13 protein-coding genes are annotated in these 16,597 nt (G+C 70.8%); 6 read left to right on the plus strand and 7 right to left on the minus strand.

Features of this window, described 5'->3' with window-relative positions:
• Positions 1 to 84 precede the first annotated feature (84 nt).
• Positions 85 to 1,932 (plus strand): potassium transporter Kup, encoded by a 1,848-nt coding sequence (locus tag D7X96_RS17515; protein WP_120550971.1) that lies wholly within the window; start codon positions 85 to 87, stop codon positions 1,930 to 1,932.
• A gap of 398 nt (positions 1,933 to 2,330) precedes the next feature.
• Complete coding sequence (locus tag D7X96_RS17520) at positions 2,331 to 3,344, plus strand: hotdog family protein (protein WP_199746928.1); 1,014 nt, start codon at positions 2,331 to 2,333, stop codon at positions 3,342 to 3,344.
• Between the two features lie 3 nt (positions 3,345 to 3,347).
• On the opposite strand, the gene D7X96_RS17525 is transcribed toward D7X96_RS17520, so the two are convergent.
• Both D7X96_RS17525 and D7X96_RS17530 read right to left on the minus strand, forming a co-directional pair.
• The gene (locus D7X96_RS17525) at positions 3,348 to 3,929 is read right to left on the minus strand and encodes a DUF2378 family protein (protein ID WP_120550969.1); all 582 of its coding nucleotides are present in this window, start codon (positions 3,927 to 3,929) and stop codon (positions 3,348 to 3,350) included.
• Positions 3,930 to 4,018: 89 nt separating this feature from the next.
• Complete coding sequence (locus D7X96_RS17530) at positions 4,019 to 4,756, minus strand: metallophosphoesterase (protein WP_120550968.1); 738 nt, start codon at positions 4,754 to 4,756, stop codon at positions 4,019 to 4,021.
• 397 nt (positions 4,757 to 5,153) lie between these two features.
• Between D7X96_RS17530 and D7X96_RS17535 the strand changes: the two genes are divergently transcribed.
• Both D7X96_RS17535 and D7X96_RS17540 read left to right on the plus strand, forming a co-directional pair.
• Positions 5,154 to 6,764, plus strand: a complete 1,611-nt coding sequence (locus tag D7X96_RS17535) for a golvesin C-terminal-like domain-containing protein (protein WP_121770249.1) — start codon at positions 5,154 to 5,156, stop codon at positions 6,762 to 6,764.
• Positions 6,765 to 6,840: 76 nt separating this feature from the next.
• Complete coding sequence (locus D7X96_RS17540) at positions 6,841 to 7,887, plus strand: TolB family protein (protein WP_199746930.1); 1,047 nt, start codon at positions 6,841 to 6,843, stop codon at positions 7,885 to 7,887.
• Here the strand turns inward: D7X96_RS17540 and D7X96_RS41490 are convergent.
• The 3 genes from D7X96_RS41490 to D7X96_RS40460 all read right to left on the minus strand — a co-directional run bounded on the left by D7X96_RS41490 (position 7,884) and on the right by D7X96_RS40460 (position 12,003).
• The gene (locus tag D7X96_RS41490; protein ID WP_158626358.1) at positions 7,884 to 9,857 is read right to left on the minus strand and encodes a sensor histidine kinase; all 1,974 of its coding nucleotides are present in this window, start codon (positions 9,855 to 9,857) and stop codon (positions 7,884 to 7,886) included. The two genes, D7X96_RS17540 and D7X96_RS41490, sit on opposite strands and share 4 nt — an antisense overlap.
• 149 nt (positions 9,858 to 10,006) lie before the next feature.
• Complete coding sequence (locus D7X96_RS17550) at positions 10,007 to 10,855, minus strand: carboxypeptidase-like regulatory domain-containing protein (RefSeq protein WP_120550963.1); 849 nt, start codon at positions 10,853 to 10,855, stop codon at positions 10,007 to 10,009.
• Between the two features lie 218 nt (positions 10,856 to 11,073).
• Positions 11,074 to 12,003, minus strand: a complete 930-nt coding sequence (locus D7X96_RS40460; RefSeq protein ID WP_208647331.1) for a hypothetical protein — start codon at positions 12,001 to 12,003, stop codon at positions 11,074 to 11,076.
• A 184-nt stretch (positions 12,004 to 12,187) separates the two neighbouring features.
• Here D7X96_RS40460 and D7X96_RS17560 point away from each other — a divergent pair, with 184 nt between their 5' ends.
• Complete coding sequence (locus tag D7X96_RS17560) at positions 12,188 to 13,168, plus strand: hypothetical protein (RefSeq protein WP_120550514.1); 981 nt, start codon at positions 12,188 to 12,190, stop codon at positions 13,166 to 13,168.
• Positions 13,169 to 13,192: 24 nt separating this feature from the next.
• On the opposite strand, the gene D7X96_RS17565 is transcribed toward D7X96_RS17560, so the two are convergent.
• Together D7X96_RS17565 and D7X96_RS17570 are read right to left on the minus strand one after the other, a co-directional pair.
• Positions 13,193 to 13,864 (minus strand): DsbA family oxidoreductase, encoded by a 672-nt coding sequence (locus D7X96_RS17565; RefSeq protein WP_121723002.1) that lies wholly within the window; start codon positions 13,862 to 13,864, stop codon positions 13,193 to 13,195.
• 195 nt (positions 13,865 to 14,059) lie between these two features.
• Positions 14,060 to 15,079: an ATP-grasp domain-containing protein gene (locus D7X96_RS17570; RefSeq protein ID WP_120550516.1), complete on the minus strand. Its 1,020-nt coding sequence runs from the start codon at positions 15,077 to 15,079 to the stop codon at positions 14,060 to 14,062.
• 77 nt (positions 15,080 to 15,156) lie between these two features.
• On the opposite strand from D7X96_RS17570, the gene D7X96_RS17575 reads away from it, so the two are divergent.
• Positions 15,157 to 16,593: a sigma 54-interacting transcriptional regulator gene (locus D7X96_RS17575; protein ID WP_167510849.1), complete on the plus strand. Its 1,437-nt coding sequence runs from the start codon at positions 15,157 to 15,159 to the stop codon at positions 16,591 to 16,593.
• The last annotated feature ends 4 nt before the right edge of the window (positions 16,594 to 16,597 follow it).

Consider the following 16,597-nt stretch of genomic DNA (forward strand, 5'->3'; position numbering starts at 1 on the left):
TCAGCTAAAGCGGGGCCCGTGAACGCACCCTCGGAATCACCGGCCGCCCCTTCGGAGGGCCCGGATTCTCCCAAACGCATCGCGATGCTCGCCCTGAGCGCGCTGGGCATCGTCTACGGAGACATTGGAACCAGTCCGCTCTACGCGCTGCGCGAATGCTTCACCGGAGCGCACGGCGTCACGCCCACGCCGGCCAACGTGCTGGGCGTGCTGTCGCTCATCGTGTGGTCGCTCATCATCGTCGTGTCGGTGAAGTACATCATCTTCGTGATGCGCGCGGACAACCGGGGCGAGGGCGGCATCCTCGCGCTGATGGCGCTGGCCATGCACCGGCCCCGGGGCCAGTCCCACCGTGCGCGGCCCGTGCTGATTACGCTGGGCCTCTTCGGCGCGGCGCTCATCTATGGAGACGGCGTCATCACCCCGGCCATCTCCGTGATGAGCGCGGTGGAGGGCCTGAGCGTGGCCACCCCCGTCTTCCAGCCGTACGTGATTCCCATCTCGCTCGTCATCCTGCTGCTGCTCTTCATGGTGCAGCGCAAGGGCACGGCGGGCATCGGCTCCGTGTTCGGCCCCCTGATGACCGTGTGGTTCCTGGTGCTGGCGGTGCTGGGCGTGAAGGAGCTCATCCACAACCCCGCGGTGCTCTGGTCGCTGTCGCCCGTGCACGGCGTGCGGTTCTTCATGGACAACGGGTGGCACGGCTTCCTGGTGCTGGGCGCCGTCATCCTGGTGGTGACGGGCGGCGAGGCGCTCTACGCGGACATGGGCCACTTCGGCGCGAAGCCCATCCGCCGGGCCTGGTTCGGGCTGGTGCTGCCGTCGCTGGTGCTCAACTACCTGGGCCAGGGCGCGCTGCTCCTGCGCCACGCGGAGGCCGCCCGCAACCCCTTCTTCCTCCTGGCCCCGGACTGGGCGCTGTATCCGCTGGTGGCCCTGTCCACCGCCGCGGCCGTCATCGCGTCGCAGGCCCTCATCTCCGGCTCCTTCTCCACCACCCGGCAGGCCATGCAGCTGGGCTACTGCCCGCGCATGGAGGTGGTGCACACGTCCGCGGAGGAGATGGGGCAGATCTACCTGCCCGGCATCAACGGCGCGCTGCTGGTGGGCGTCATCGCGCTGGTGCTGGGCTTCGGCTCCTCCAGCCGGCTGGCGGCCGCGTACGGCATCGCGGTGACGACGACCATGGGCATCACCACCCTGCTGGCCTACGTGGTGGCCCGCGAGCGCTGGGGCGTCCGCCGCGCCGTGGCCCTGCCCGTCGCCAGCCTCTTCATGCTGGTGGACCTGGCCTTCTTCGGCGCCAACGTGGCGAAGATTCCGGACGGCGGCTGGTTCCCGCTCTTGCTCGCCGTCTGCATCTTCACGCTGATGACCACCTGGAAGCGCGGCCGGGACATCCTCGCCGCCAAGCTGCGCGCGGCCAGCCTGGGCCTCAAGGACCTGTTGGGCAGCTTCGGGGACCACCCGCCCGTGCGCGTGCCCGGCACCGCCATCTTCATGACGGGCAACCCGGAGGGCACCCCGCCCGCGCTCCTGCACAACCTGAAGCACAACAAGGTCCTGCATGAGCAGGTGGTGCTGCTCACCATCATCCCGGAGGAGATTCCCCACGTCGTCGTCGGAGAGCGCGTGGAGGTGGAGCCCCTGGAGCAGGGCTTCGTGCGCGTCGTGGCCCGCTACGGCTTCATGGAGAACCCCAGCATCCCGGACATCCTCAAGCGCTGCCGGGAGAAGGGCCTCCAGTTCCAGCTCATGGGCACCAGCTTCTTCCTGGGCCGCGAAACCATCATCCCCACCAAGAAGCCCGGCATGGCCCTGTGGCGCGAGGCCCTCTTCACCTGGATGAGCCGCAACGCCCGCAGCGCCACCGCCTACTTCCGGATTCCGCCCAACCGCGTGGTGGAGCTGGGAAGTCAGGTGGAGCTGTAACCCGGCCGACGCCGCACCAGGACTTCACCCCTGGAGTAGAAAGACTACTCGGCATGTATTGCACGGGCTTTGCGGGGCTTGAGGTTTATTCCTCATCGTAAGTGCCTGAAAACACATGGGCACCGTTCCCGGGGGAGGGGTAAAGGGGACCCAGGGGTGTCCTCCAGTGGTTGCAGGACAGCCCTTTACGCAGGGGCTTGCCTGCTTCAAATTGCACCGCCCCTGTCCGTTTTTTCCGGTTTAGACATAAAAATACGACAGGGCAGCAACACTTTCGTCGATGAATCGAGAATCTTTTCACGGTGCAGATAAAAATACTGTCCCGGCGTAACGAAAGTTGGTTACCCTGCAGCCAGGTGTCCCCCGGCACCCGGCGTCTGAAACGAGGTCAGCCTTCCATGCTCCAGGCCATCGCCCCCGCTTCCGTGTCGTCCCCGGCTCCTTCGATGAAGTCGGTCATGCCGTGGATGGCCGAGCCCCGGATGCCCCTGTCGGACGCGGCGCCGTACACGGTGCTGAGCGCGCAGGAGCTCTACCCGCGCATCTGCGTGCGGGACCCGTACTTCGCGCTGAAGGACGTGACGGTGCTGCCGGGCGAGGTGGTGGCGCGCGTGCCGGTGCAGATGGCGCCGGACGCGGAGGCGATGCCGCTGGGCCTGGGCGAGGCGGGCCGGCACCTGGCCATCCTGGGCTCGTGCGGCGCGGCGCTGGTGGCGCCCAAGGACGGGCAGCACTTCTACCTGGCCAGCGCGGCGCGCGGTCAGTGGCTGCAGGCGGCCCCGCAGGAGCGCGCCTCGGACATGCTCTGGGCGCTGGCGCAGGCGGAGTACACCGGCAAGCGCACCTGCACGGCGCGCACGCTCCTGTCCTCTTCTGACGGCACGCCGCTGTTCAAGCTGGAGGTGGACTACAACGTGCTGTCCGCCGCCGCCTTCACCCGCCTGTTCGGCGAGGCGCGCCAGGAGATGCGCCGCGAGCCGCGCCCCGCGGACACCGTGCAGCGCACCCCGGAGGAGTGGGCGAAGCTGCGGCAGAACCCGTACAGCAAGCCGCTGGACCTCCAGGACTTCCGCATGGAGGGCGACCTGATGCGCTCCTCGCTCGTCGTCACCCCGGAGCTGTGCAAGGGCCACTTCGCCATGCACCCGGTGATGCCGGTGGCGGTGGTCGCGGGCGGCATGACCCGCATGGCCACCACGCTGGGCCGCAAGCTGGAGGCGGCGCCCGGCGCCCGCTTCGTGGCGAAGGACGTGAAGCTGTCCGCGGACAGCCTGGCCTACGCGGGCCAGACGGTGGTGTTCAGCGCGCACCGCGTCCAGGTGCGCGGCGCGGATCACACCTTCGCCTGCTGGGCGTCCGTGGGCGAGCGCGTGGTGGCGCAGCTGGACGTGACCTACACCCGCGTGGACTGAGCCTCAGGCCCACTCGATGTCGTAGTCCACGCGGTCGATGCCCTGCGGCTTCGCGGTGGCCTTGCCCGTCAGCCCCAGCACCTTGAGCGAGCCGGTGAGGATGCCCACGTGGTACGCGGGCGGCATCATGTCCCGGCGCATGCGCAGGGTGCCGGACTTGGGGCCCGTCGTGAGGTACTCGCGGTTGCCGTAGGACACCGCCGCGCTGTACGCCATCTGCGCGCCCGCGAAGAGCTTCTGCGGGTCCCCCCGGGAGATGATGCCGAACACCAGCATCCCCGGCCCGGTGGAGTAGCGGGTGATGCTCACCTCGCCGCACGCGTGGAACACCGCGTCCTGGGGGCCCAGCGCGCCCTCCAGCAGGTCCGCCGTGTGGTACAGCAGCGTGAGGAACTCCCGCGCCGGGTACGAGCGCAGCTCCGCGTAGTCGTGGTCCAGCTCCCCCACGCGCAGCTTCTCCATCCCGATGGCGCCCGCGTGCTGCTGCACCAGGCCGAACACGGACTTGAAGATGAGCCCGCGGATGGAGTCTCCCGATTGGAGGGTGGCGATCCGGGCGGCGAGTTCGGCCTTGTCCGACGGCATGACATCCACTCCTCTGGGGTTCACGGGCGAACCCGGGGCCAGCTTAACGGCCCCGTTTCAGCTGTCGACAAAGCGCTTCACTCCGCGAATCAGCGCTCGTCCAGCAGCACCGGCGCGAAGCCGGCCGCGTCGCACGACGCGAGCACGTAGCGCACGCCCGCCCGCTCGCCGGTGAAGCCCGCGGGGATGCCGCTGGAGTGCAGGTGGCCGTACACGCAGACCTTGGGCGCGAACGCTTCAATGGGGGCGCTGAAGGCCGTGGCCCGCTCGTTCGCGTACACGGGCGGGAAGTGCACCGCGATGATGCGGGTGAGCGGGGTGGGGTGCGCCGCCTCCTTCTTGAGCGCGTCCTCAATGGACGTGGACAGCCGGCGCGTCTCGCGCTCCACGTAGCCGGAGTCCCCCTGCTCGTCGCCCATCTCCCCGCCGGGCATGGGCGGCGCTTCCGGCGCCGTCCACAGCCGCGTGCCGGCGATGACCCACGGCCCCAGCACCACCGCGTTGTTGTGGAGGAAGCCCTCCAGCGTGCGGAAGGGCTCCAGCAGCTTGCGCAGCTTGGACGCGGAGTCGCCCCACCAGTAGTCGTGGTTGCCGCGCACCAGCACCTTGCGCCCCGGCCGCGCGTCCAGCCACGCCAGGTCCTCCATCACCTCGTGGGCGCGGGTGGCCCAGGAGATGTCCCCCGCGACGATGACCGCGTCCTCCGGCCGCACCTGTTCGTCCCACGCGCGCTGCAGGGGCAGCGGGTGGTCCGTCCAGCCAAAGCGGTGCATGTCCTTCTGCCGGGTGGAGGGCAGGTGTGTGTCGCCAATGCCGAAGAGCCGCATGATGCAGGCGTCATAGCGGATGGCCTGCCCCCGTGTCGGCCCTTCCAGCGCGGCGCGCGCCCGGACGGCCCGCCCGCCAGGTCCGCCGAGGGTTCAAATAGTGATTGATACAGGAAATGATGTAACAAAACGTTACGTCACGGATGTCCTGGAACACGGCAGTGCGGCACGGATGCACCACATCGGACTCCAGGTGAAAACTGTGGGTCCTGTGATGTAGGCAATTCCGTGATTTCAGGTGTTTGAGGCCACGAGGAGCGCCGTGCGCATCGTGCGGGTGGAGCATGCATGCACCGGTCGCGGAAGAAAACTGGACGAAGGTAACAGGATGAAGGCGGCTGGCACGCACGGTGCTGTGGAGCCGGGGCGTTGCTCCCTCGACTTCTGGAGTCCCCTCATGTCCCTTTTCCGCAATCCCTTCGCGGCGGCGGCCGCCGCCCTGGTGCTGTCCGCGTGCGGTCCGCAGGCCCAGCCCACGGAAGCGCCTCCCTCCGAGACGCCGTCGCAGCCCTCCACGGACACCGCTGGCAGCACGCTGCCGCGTGAGCTGGATCCGCTGTTCGCGCAGGCCGCGCAGGAGTTCAACGTCCCGGTGGAGCTGCTCAAGGCGGTCTCCTACGCGGAGACGCGCTGGCAGATGGTGGTGGGCGAGGCGGAGTTCCCCGGCCAGCAGCCCGCGTCCGGCCTGATGGCCCTTCGCGGTGAGGACCTGGTGCAGGGCGCGGCGCTGGCGGGCGTGACGGTGGAGGCGGCGCGCACGGACGCGCTGTCCAACCTGCGCGCGGGCGCGGCGCGGCTGTCCCAGCTGGCCACGGACGCGAACGTGGAGCGCGGGGACCTGGCCGCGTGGGCGCCGGTGGTGGCCCAGCTGAGCGGCATCACCAACCCGGAGGCGCAGGCGGAGCACGTGCACCGCGGCGTGTACGCGGTCCTCAACGAGGGCGCGGTGGCGCTGAACCAGGACGGGTCCGTGGCCGCGTCGCTGGAGCCGGTGCAGGTGGAGGCGAAGTTCGAGCGTCCCCAGGTGCGCGCCATGGCGGCCGGCCCGGACTACGGCGCGGCCGTGTGGCGGCCGTCGCCCAACTACAACGCGCGCCCCACCGGCACGGCGGGCGACCCGTCGATGATCATCATCCACACCTGCGAGGGCAGCTACTCGTCCTGCTGGAGCTGGCTCACCAACAGCGCCTCGCAGGTGAGCGCGCACTACGTGGTGAACGAGAGCGGCAGCGAGATCTCCCAGCTGGTGCGTGAGGCCAGCCGCGGGTGGCACATTGGCGCGACGTACGACTCGTCGCTCAATGGCGGCACGTCTTCCTGGCTCAACGGCGTGTCGGCCAACCACTTCACCATCGGCATCGAGCACGGCGGCTACGCCAGCCAGACGTCCTTCCCGGCCGGGCAGATTGACGCGTCCGCGAAGCTGTCGTGCGACATCGCGCGCGACAACGCCATCATCAAGGACAGCTACCACATCGTGGCGCACGGCCGGTTGCAGCCGGCGACGCGCACGGACCCGGGTCCCAACTGGCCGTGGTCCACGTACATCAGCAAGATCAACAGCTACTGCGGCACGGCGACGCCGACGGGTGAGATCTTCGTCGACAGCAACAACGCGAACAACGACGCCTCCAAGGCGAAGTTCTCGACGACGGGCGCGTGGACGGACGGCTACAGCAGCGGCTACTACGGCAGCGGCTACTACTACGCGGCCACGGAGGCCATCTCCGCGCCCGCCACGTTCGAGTTCTACCTGCCCACCGCACAGACGCGCACCATCGACGCCTGGTGGGTGGCCGGCACGAACCGCTCCGCCACGGCGCCGTTCATCGCCTACAACGCGTCGGGCGCCGAGGTGGGCCGCGTGTCCGTCAACCAGCAGGTCAACGGCAGCAAGTGGGTGACGCTGGGCACGTACAGCTTCACGGCCGGCTGGAACAAGATTCAGCTGAGCCGCTGGACGACCCCGGGCTACGTGGTCATGGCCGACGCGGTCCGGGTGCGCTGACGTGAAGCACCGGGGCCTTGAACGGCGGACGCGTTCCGGGCCCTCGCGGGCACGGTGGGGGTGGGCCGTGCTCGCCCTGCTGGGCGCCATGGGCTGTCAGGGCCGCTGCGGCGGCGCTGGCGGAGCCCCGGCGCCCGGCGCCCTGTCGGAGGCGGAGCGGCGGGCCCTGCCGGGCACCATCGTCTTCCTCTCCGAACGGGCGGGACAGAAGGACGTCTGGCGGGTGACGCCCGCGGGACAGGAGACGCAGGTCACCACCGCGCCGGAGGACGAGTACCCCGGCCCGCCGTCACCGGACGGCCGCACGCTGCTGGTGATTGCGTCGGGCGAGGCGAACGGGCGCGTCTTCCAGCAGCTGCGCCTCCAGCCATTGGAGGGAGGCCGCCAGGTGCCGCTGCATGCGCCCCGCCCGCGCGCGCGCAACGCGAGCTGGGGGCCGGACGGCACGTGGCTGGTCGCGGAGTCCGACGCGCAGGGCTTCAGCGACGTGGTGCGCGTGCTGCCCCAGGCGAACGCGGTGGACACGCGGCTGACGCACGTGAAGGAGGGCTGCTTCGAGCCCGCGGTGTCTCCGGACGGCACGGAGGTGGCGTGCGTGTGCAGCGGGGAAGGGGACCCGGAGGTCTACGTCTTCCGCGCGGACGGCACGGGCGAGCCCCGCCGCATCACCACGTTCTACCTGGAGGACCGCACGCCGCAGTGGAGCCCGGATGGGAAGTGGCTGCTCTTCGTGAGCAACCGCGAGCGCAAGGAGCGCGTGTACCGGGTGCGCGCGGACGGCTCGGACCTGCGCGCGCTGTCCGGCGAGGGCTTCGCGGGTGACGAGCGCGAGCCGGTCTTCAGCCCGGATGGCAAGCGCGTGGCGTACGTGGCCCGGCTGCCGGACGGCAAGAGCCGCATCTGGGTGGTGGACATGGCGGGAGGCGCGCCGGTGGCGCTGACGGACGGGCAGCACCGCGACGACATGCCGGCCTGGAGCCCGGACGGAAAGGCGCTGGTGTTCGTCTCCGAGCGCGACGGCGACACCGACCTGTACCTCATGCGTCCGGACGGCACCGGCCAGACGCGGCTCACCACGGCGAAGGGCGCGGACTGGCTGCCGCGCTGGTTCGTGCCGCGCTAGCTGGCGCGCTGGCGCGGCGGCTCGGACTCCGTGGGCGTGGCGGGGGTCTCCAGGGGCACGCTGAAGAAGAAGGTGACGCCCCGGCCCGGCTCGCTCTCCACCCAGATGTGGCCGCCGTGGGCCTCCACGATGAGCCGGCTGATGTAGAGCCCCAGCCCCAGCCCCTTGCCGTCCGCCGAGCGGCCGTCCTCCGTGCGGTAGTACTTGTCGAACAGGCGCGCCGCGTCCCTCGGGGACAGGCCCGTGCCCTGGTTGGTCACCGACACCACGGCATGGTCGTGCACGGCGGCGAGCCGCACGTCCACCGGCGTCCCCTGGGGGCTGTACTTGAGCGCGTTGGTCAGCAGGTTCGTCACCACGCGCTCCAACCGCGCCGCGTCCATGGGCACCGGCGGCAGGGAGCCCGTGCGGTGCAGCCGGAAGCGCTCGCGCGCGTCGGGCGGCACGTCGCGCTCCAGCACCTCCTCCAGGAAGCGGCCCAGGTCGCACGCCTCGCGGCGCAGGTTCACCCGGCCGGACTCCAGCCGCGAGCCCTCCAGCAGCTCCTCGATCATCGTGCTCATCCACTCCACGTTGTGGATGATGGCCTGGGCCATGTGGCCCTCGCGCTCCAGCTTCCGCTCGTGCAGCGCGCGCTGGAGCAGGTGGGCGCGCAGGTTGATGGTGTTCAGCGGGTTGCGCAGGTCGTGGGAGATCAGCCCCACGTACTCCTCGCGCAGCTTCTCCAGGTCCCGGCGCTCGGTGACGTCGCGCAGGACGGCGATGCGCGTGGCGTCGTCTCCGCCCTCCAGCGGGCTCAAGCGCACCTCCAGCGGCACGCTGGTGCCGTCCTGCCGCTGCCCCGTCACCAGCCGCCCGCCCGTGGCGCGCGCCGGGCCCTCTCCGGCGGGGGTCGCGCCCTGCAGCCCCTCCGGCACCAGCAGCTCCACCTCGCGGCCCAGCAGCGCTTCGCGGCGGTAGCCGAAGACGCGCTCGGCCTCCGCGTTGGCGAAGCGCACGTGGCCCGTGGCGTCCACCACCACCATGGGGTCCGGTGCCGTATCCAGGAAGGTGCGGAAGCGCTCCTCGGAGGCCTCCAGCGCGGCGGTGGCCCGCATGCGCTCCGTATCCAGCACGTCCAGCGCCCGCGCCGCCAGCAGCACCAGCGTGGCGCCGCCCGCGGCCACCACCGTGGCGAAGAGCGGCAGCTTCGCGTCGTGGCTCAGCCCGCCCGTCAGGTGGATGAGCACCAGCGTCAGCCCCAGCACCGGCGGCCCCAGCAGCGTCACCGGCACCAGCCGCCGCGCCACGAAGCCGCCCAGCGTGTCCCGGGTGAGCCGCGCCATCAGCCCCTGCTCCGGCCGGGCGCACAGCGTGCCCATGGCCAGCAGCATCAGCACGCAGGTGGTGTGCAGCCCCATGCTGCGCTCCTGGAAGTACGGCACCGCGGCGGGCGTCACCAGCGGCCCCAGCAGGAAGCCGTTGAGGCCCGTCAGCGCCGCCATCAGCGCCAGCACCACCAGCCCGTCCGCCCAGGACAGCCGCTGCGGGTGGCCCCGGTCCACCAGCGCCAGCGCCGGGCCCAGCAGCAGCAGGCACAGCCCCATCAACGGCGACGGCGCGAGCCCCGGCGACGCGGGCACCTCCTCACCGAAGGCGCGCAGGAACAGCGCGTCCAGGCCTCCGGTGCCCCCGGTGATGACGCCGTCCACGAGGCTCGCCGCGCCCAGCAGGGCCGTGGCCAGGGCCAGCACGGTGCCCAGCCGCTGCAGGGCGGGGCGGGGTGAGTCCGGCAGGCGCAGGCCCAGCGCGGCCCCACCCAGCAGCAACCCCAGCGCGGCGCTGGGGCGCATGGCGGGGAGCGCGGCGCCCATGGACTTGAGGACCATGACATCCAGCGCCCAGCCCACGAGCACGAGCAGCCCCACGAGGCAGGCCGCCACCGAGGAGCTGCGCGCAAGGGCACGGACCAACGCCGTGCTTCGTGGCATGGAACGGCCGCTCATCATCCGCGTCCCCCCGGAACGCCAGCCCTGCATCCTGCCACAACATCCCGTACCGGGGGCCACCCCGCTATGGGACGCCGGGGTTGGGCGGATGTCCGTCCTAGGCGGGGATGTCAGGCTTGTCCAGGGTTGTGTCAGGGTGCGTAACGGCCTGGGTAGACCGTGAGCACCACTCCCCGTCCGGGGCCCACGTCGACGTTGCGCGGCACGTAGGTGGGACTCCCCTCCACGGACAGCTGGAAGGACGACACCCCGGCGCCCGCGTGCACGAAGAGGAAGAGCCCGTGGGCCGCCGTGCCGGCGGTGTCCACGGACGTCAGGTCCGCGGACGGGTAGTAGACGCGATCCGCCAGGTCCGCGCGGTCCAGCGCCACGCGCACGCCGCTCACGGGCTGGCCGTTCAGGTCCACCACGCGCCCCAGCACGAAGCCCGCGGACGCGAGGGTGGCCGCCTTGTCTCCGGTGTGGCCCTGGAGGCGCGGCGCGCCCACGGCGGCGCCCAGCTGATCCACGAACGCGCCAGGCAGGGCCCAGGCGTGCGCGTCGATGATGTCCGTGCGCGGGCGGGTGCCGGTGAAGGCGGTGTCGTAGACAATCGTGGTGCTGGGCACGAGCCCGTCGTGCGACAGGCCCACCGCGAGCCCCTGGTGCACGTCGCGCACGGGCACGTCGCTGATGCGGAAGGTGCCGTCCTCGGACACCTCGCCGGTGGCGAAGGTGGCGGACGCGTCGTTGACGGCCACGCGCAGGGGCTCCTCCACGGTGAGCGCCATTCCGGAGAGCGACGCGGGAGCCAGGGCCGAGCCCTCGGCCTCCGGGAACACGCGTGCCTCACCGGTCACGAGGATGCGAAGGTTCTCCAGGTCCACTGCCTCGGCGTCCTCGGTCCGCACGCCGGGGTCTGGTGTGTATCCGCCGCCGCCACAGGCCCATGCCAACAGCCCGAGCACGGCCCCACCCGCCGCCCGAATGTAGTGTTTCATCGGGCGGCAACATCTTCACGGCCCGGGATGGCCGCAATCCGTCCAGGGGCGCCGTCCGTCCCCTTCACGACGCACCGGCGCGCCGCCGGGCTGGACGCCCCGGACGACGGGCCCTCCGGGTGTTGAAAACACGTCGGCACCGGGAGCCTGCCCTCCGCTGGAAACGGAAGGCCGCGCCCGGTGCCGCGGGTCACGCCAGGAGGAGGGATGCGGAGCGCCTACCAGCGCGACCCGCCGCTGCCGGAGGAGGAAGAAGAACCGGAGCTCCTGCCGGTGTTCCAACCGCCACCGCTGCTGCCGCTGCTCCGGCCGCCGCCGCTGCTGCCGCCGCCGCTGCTCCGGCCGCCGCTGCTGCCGCTGCTGCTGCTGCCCGAGGAGTCCCACCCACCGCTGCTCCGGCCGCCGCTGTTGCCGCTGCCGCTGCTGCCGCCGGAGTTGCCCCGGCCGCCGGAGTTGCCACGGTCGTTGTCGCGGTCGTCATCGCGGCTCTTGCTGGCCGGCGTGTTCCAGCCGCCGCTGTTGCCGCGGCCGTTGTCCCGGTCATTGTCCCGGTCGTTGTCGGAGGGGGCGACGTTGTTGCCACGGCCCCAGCCGGAGCCGCTGGGAGGCCGGGCGCCGGTGCCCGTGCCGCCCGGGGGCGGGTTGCGGCCCTGGTTCACGGGAGCCGGAGCGGGCCGGGGAGAGGGGGCGATGTTGTTGCGGCCACCGCGGACCGCGGAGGCGTCGTGGCTGTTGTTCCAGCGGTAGCCCCGGCTGCCGCGGTCGTACGTGTAGCCCGCGCCCCACGAGCCGCGCGGGTAGTAGTCGTGCTGGTGGCGGCCGTGGAGGTTGCAGTACCCGCCGCTGGCGATGGGGTGGTAGTCCCAGTACCAGACCACCGTCGGGCCCCGGTAGTAGTAGACGTCGTCCGTGTAGACGTAGGACGTCGTGGGCGGCTGGTAGTCATGGACGTGGGCGTAGTCCTCCGGGCACCAGCCACCGCCGTAGTCGTCCGGCACGGGGTGCGCTCCGGCGAACCGGTACTCCGCCACGGGCGCGGGGGCGACGTAGGCCACGCGGCGGACGGGGCGGTGCGAGTGGGCCTCGACGACACAGCCCGTCCCCATCAGCAGGGCCACGGGGACGACCAGGGCGAGCAAGCGGTTCATGGTGGATCTCCTGGCGCGGAAGTGGACCCTCAAAGCGTCCCGCTCCGCAACCCTCTGCCCCCTCCGACGCAGGGGTGTCCCGGAAATTCATCCGGCGTGCCCGCTCGCCGGCAAGGGGAGGGGCCCGCCTGATATGACACCCGGAGCGCGGCCCCCGGGACGCCGCGCCGGGGAGACGGAACAGATGTCGGATGTGGATTTCGGACGCGCGATGGGTGCGCACTGCGCGCTGCACCCGGTGCTGGAGGCCACGGGCACCTGCGCGCGCTGCGGCAACTTCACCTGCAACGCGTGCAACCAGGACGGCACGTCGCGCTACTGCCCCACGTGCCGGGAGCGCTCCGGCGACGCGTTCCCCCTGGGGCGCGAGACGTGGTCCTTCAGCCAGCTGTGGGACGTGTGCTGGCCGGCGTTCCAGCGCGAGTGGGCCATGCTGTCGCTGTCGGTGCTCGTCATGCTGGGCGTGTCCCTGGGCGCGCAGCTGCTCATCAACGTGGGCACGGCCATTGGCGCGGCGGCGGACAGCGTCGTGCTCACCGTGGTGCTGAGCATGGTGGGGCTCGTGGCCCACCAGCTGGTGCAGGGGCTGGTGCAGCTGGGCATGGTGCGCGTGTGCTTCGACGTGCTGAAGGGAGGCCGCGCGAACGTGGAGCGCCTCTTCAGCCAGATGAACAAGGCGGTGCCCTACGCGCTGACCATGACGCTCGTCTTCGTCATCGTGCTGGTTCCGCTGGCCCTGCTCATCTTCCTGAGCATCCTCGCGTTCGTGGGCACGGGCCTGATGGACAGCTTCAGCCTGAAATCAGGCTACTCGTACCAGTTCTTGGACGCGCTGGTGCCCTTCCTGGGCGTCATGGGCCTGGGGTTCCTGGTGCTGGTGGGGCCTCTCACGTACCTGATGCTGCCGCTGTACCTGGTCCAGCCGGAGCTCGTGTTCCACGACGCGCCGCCCTCGCCCTTGGAGGTGCTGCGCCGCAGCTGGGCGGCGGCGCGCGGCCAGCGGCTCTCCATGTTCGCCGTGGCGCTGGCGTCGGGCGCCATCATGCTGGCGGGGTTCTTCGTGTGCTGCGTGGGGGTGATCCCCGCCATGGCCCTGGTCCAGCTGCTCACCGCGGGGATGTACCTGGCCGTGCGCTCACCCTGGGACGAGAGCGCGAGCTCCTGACCCAGGGCGGAGCGGCTGGGGCCTTCAGTGCACCAGCCGCTCGGAGGAACCCGAGCGGGGCACGGCCACCTTGCCCAGGCACGCGAGGATGTGCTCGCGGTACTCGGACAGCTCGCGCAGGCCGCACAGCATCCAGCGGCCGCCAATCACCAGCGTGGGCACGCCGCGCACGCCGCGGCTGCCGGCCAGCCGGTGCTCGTCGTAGATGAGCCGGCGCGTCTCCTCCGACCGGAAGGCCGCGGAGAACTGGTTCATGGACAGGCCCACACGCGACGCCAGCTCGAACACGACATCCGAGCGGGACACGTTCACGCCCTGCTCCAGCGCGGCGCGCTGCATGGACCGCGCGAGGAAGGCCCGCGCCTGGGGCCCCTGGAGCCGCGCTGCCTCCAGTGCCGCCAGCGCCGGAACGCTGGAGCGTGGCGGATCACCGCCGAGCCACAGGTCCGTGGAGAGCAGCGCGGCCGTGGGGTCGGTTTCGCGCTGTGCGCGCTTCACCTCTTCCACCAGCCCGCGCACTTCGCGCTCCGTGGGCAACACGTCGTGCAGACGCAAGGGGTAGGGACGCACGCTCCAGCGGACGGCGTCGCCAAACTCCTGGCGAAGCACCTCCAACCGTTGGTCGGCGAGGTAGCACCAGGCACAAAGCACATCCTGGTAGACGGTGATCTGCAGCGGCTTGTGCAGCGTTTTCATCGGGGGTCGCCAGATTAGAGGCGCATCCCCGCCGCTGCCAACACCCACGGACAAACCACGCCCGGATGCATTCCCGTATTCCTGAGGAGCATCCAAGGCACCGTGCGCACCGTGAAGTCCCGCACGCACGCCACGGAGCAGGCGGGCAGGCACGCAGATGCTGCTCGCGTGCCTGCTCTCACCACAACATCTCGTTCAGGAAGCTCGGCCGGCCCGCGTGCGCAGCACGCTTCCCCGGGTCCCCGCGTACACCAACGCGTGCTCCACGATGTGCCCCGCGATGTCCTGACCGGTGGCGCCCTCCAGTCCCTCGAAGCCGGGGCTGGAGTTGATCTCCATCAGGCGCGGGCCCTCACGGCCCTCCAGCATGTCCACGCCCGCGACCTCCAGGCCAATGATGCGCGCCGCCTTCACCGCGGCCTCCACGTAGTCCGGGGGCAGGGTGATGGCGCGGCCCTCGCCGCCGCGGTGGATGTTGGAGCGGAACTCGCCCTTCTTCGCCTTGCGGCGCATGGCGCCCACCACGGTGTCGCCCACCACCAGCGCGCGCACGTCGCGGCCCTCGCTCTCCGCGACGAACTCCTGCAGGACGATCTCCTGGCCCAGGTCCCAGAAGGTGTCGAGGATGGTCTGCACCTCCGGCAGCGTGTGGGCGATCATCACGCCCACGCCCTGGGTGCCCTTGATCAGCTTGATGATGACGGGCAGGCCGCCCACCTCCTGCACCAGCTTGCGAACGTTGCCGCGGTCGTGCGCCATCACCGTCCTGGGCATGTCCAGCCCCGCGCGCGCGAGGAACTGGAGCGCGCGCAGCTTGTCGCGGCTCCGCGCGATGGCGGTGGGCGGGTTGAGGACGGGCACGTCCATCATCTCGAAGTGGTTCACCACCGCCAGGCCGTACGCGGTGATGGACGCGCCAATGCGCGGAATCACCACGTCCACGCCCTGCACCTCCGCGCCGCGGTAGGTCATGCGCGGCTTGCCGCGGGCCAGCAGCAGGCAGCAGCGCAGCGTGTCGAACACGAGCGCCCGGTGGCCCCGGGCCTTGATGGCCTCCACCAGCCGGCGGGTCGAGTACAGCGAGCGCTTGCGGGACAGGATGGCCACGGTCTTCTTCACGCGCGGCCGCTTGGGTCGCGGTGCGTCAGCGCGCTCGGGTGCCTGCGCGCCAGGCGGGACGGGCGCCTTCTTCGGCTGGGCTTTTCGGGGGGGCATGCGGGGCGCGGGACACTAGCACGCACGGGCATGGAGGCACGGTGGGTGGGCACCCTTTGCTATCCTCGCGTTCACTGATGACCGCCTCCAACCCCCATCCCGACGACATCCACACCAATCCCGGAGACGTCGGGCTCGAACTGTCGTCCCAGTCCCCCCTCCTGGGAGAGACGCTGGTGGTGGATCCGCGCGCCAGCGTGAAGCTGCACAAGTGCCGGCTGCTGGTGACGTCGGGGCCGGACACCGGGCGCTCCATGGCCAGCGACAAGGAGCGGCTTCGCTGCGGGGCCCACCCGGGCAACGACCTGGTGCTGGTGGAGGACCGCACCGCCAGCCGCCACCACTTTGAAGTGCAGTACACCGAGCGCGGCTACCTCCTGGTGGACCTCAACTCCACCAACGGCACCTTCCTGGACGGCCGCCGCATCGAAAGGGCCTACCTGTCCCCGGGCTCGCAGATCCGCGCCGGCTCCTCCGTCATCACCTTCGCGCCCCTGGATGAAGAGGTGGCGGTGGAGCCCGACCGCGAGGGCGAGCTGTGCGGCATGGTGGGCCAGAGCGTGAAGATGCGGCAGGTGTTCGGGCTGATCAAACGCATCGCGCCCATGGACGTCTCCGTCATCATCCAGGGGGAGACGGGCACCGGGAAGGAGCTGGTCTCCAGCGCCATCCATGAGCTGTCCGGCCGCAAGAAGGGCCCCATGGTGGTGCTGGACTGCGGCGCCATTCCGCCCAACCTCATCGAAAGCGAGCTGTTCGGCCATGAGAAGGGCGCCTTCACCGGCGCCACCGCCAGCCGCCCCGGCGCCTTCGAGCGTGCGCAGGGCGGCACCATCTTCCTGGACGAACTGGGCGAGCTGCGCCTGGACCTGCAGCCCAAGCTCCTGCGCGTGCTGGAGAACCGCGAGGTGCGCCGGGTGGGCGGCAACGACGTCATCGAGGTGGACTGCCGGGTCATCGCCGCGACCCACCGCGACCTGGTGAAGGAGATCGCCCAGGGCAACTTCCGCGAGGACCTCTACTTCCGCCTGTCCGTCATCCACATCCAGCTGCCGCCCCTGCGCCAGCGCCGGGACGACATCCCGCTCATCCTCAAGCAGGCGCTGGCGGAGCCGGAGGTGGTGGAGACGCACGGCCGCAAGCGCTTCTCCGCGGAGGCCCTGGGGCTGCTCATGGCCTACCCCTGGCCCGGCAACGTGCGCGAGCTGATGAACGTCCTCTCCCACGTGCTGACCTTCTCCGACGAGGGCGAGGAGATATTGCCCTCCCATCTGCCCCCGCGCGTCCGGGGTCAGGCCCGCGAGGGGCCGCTGCCCTTCAACGAGCACCTGGCCTTCAAGGACGCCAAGGAGCAGCTGCTGGAGAACTTCGAGCGCGAGTACGTCACCAGCGTCCTCACCCGCTGCGAGGGCAACCTGTCCCGCGCCGCCCGGGAGAGCGGGCTGCACCGCAAGTCCATCGAGCGGCTGGTGAAGAAGTATCAGCTGGACGCGAAGGGGCTGAAACCCCGCTGAGACA

It is taken from the genome of Corallococcus interemptor (assembly GCF_003668875.1).
Classification (GTDB): Bacteria; Myxococcota; Myxococcia; order Myxococcales; family Myxococcaceae; genus Corallococcus; species Corallococcus interemptor.

Excerpts from the sequence above, each read along its gene's own strand:
- D7X96_RS17525 (WP_120550969.1), bottom strand. The coding sequence starts at position 3,929 with ATGCCGTCGGACAAGGCCGAACTCGCCGCCCGGATCGCCACCCTCCAA.
- D7X96_RS17575 (WP_167510849.1), top strand. The coding sequence starts at position 15,157 with ATGACCGCCTCCAACCCCCATCCCGACGACATCCACACCAATCCCGGA.
- D7X96_RS17550 (WP_120550963.1), bottom strand. The coding sequence starts at position 10,855 with ATGAAACACTACATTCGGGCGGCGGGTGGGGCCGTGCTCGGGCTGTTG.
- D7X96_RS17565 (WP_121723002.1), bottom strand. The coding sequence starts at position 13,864 with ATGAAAACGCTGCACAAGCCGCTGCAGATCACCGTCTACCAGGATGTG.
- D7X96_RS17535 (WP_121770249.1), top strand. The coding sequence starts at position 5,154 with ATGTCCCTTTTCCGCAATCCCTTCGCGGCGGCGGCCGCCGCCCTGGTG.
- D7X96_RS17560 (WP_120550514.1), top strand. The coding sequence starts at position 12,188 with ATGTCGGATGTGGATTTCGGACGCGCGATGGGTGCGCACTGCGCGCTG.
- D7X96_RS17530 (WP_120550968.1), bottom strand. The coding sequence starts at position 4,756 with ATGCGGCTCTTCGGCATTGGCGACACACACCTGCCCTCCACCCGGCAG.
- D7X96_RS40460 (WP_208647331.1), bottom strand. The coding sequence starts at position 12,003 with ATGAACCGCTTGCTCGCCCTGGTCGTCCCCGTGGCCCTGCTGATGGGG.
- D7X96_RS17570 (WP_120550516.1), bottom strand. The coding sequence starts at position 15,079 with ATGCCCCCCCGAAAAGCCCAGCCGAAGAAGGCGCCCGTCCCGCCTGGC.
- D7X96_RS41490 (WP_158626358.1), bottom strand. The coding sequence starts at position 9,857 with ATGCCACGAAGCACGGCGTTGGTCCGTGCCCTTGCGCGCAGCTCCTCG.
- D7X96_RS17520 (WP_199746928.1), top strand. The coding sequence starts at position 2,331 with ATGCTCCAGGCCATCGCCCCCGCTTCCGTGTCGTCCCCGGCTCCTTCG.
- D7X96_RS17515 (WP_120550971.1), top strand. The coding sequence starts at position 85 with ATGCTCGCCCTGAGCGCGCTGGGCATCGTCTACGGAGACATTGGAACC.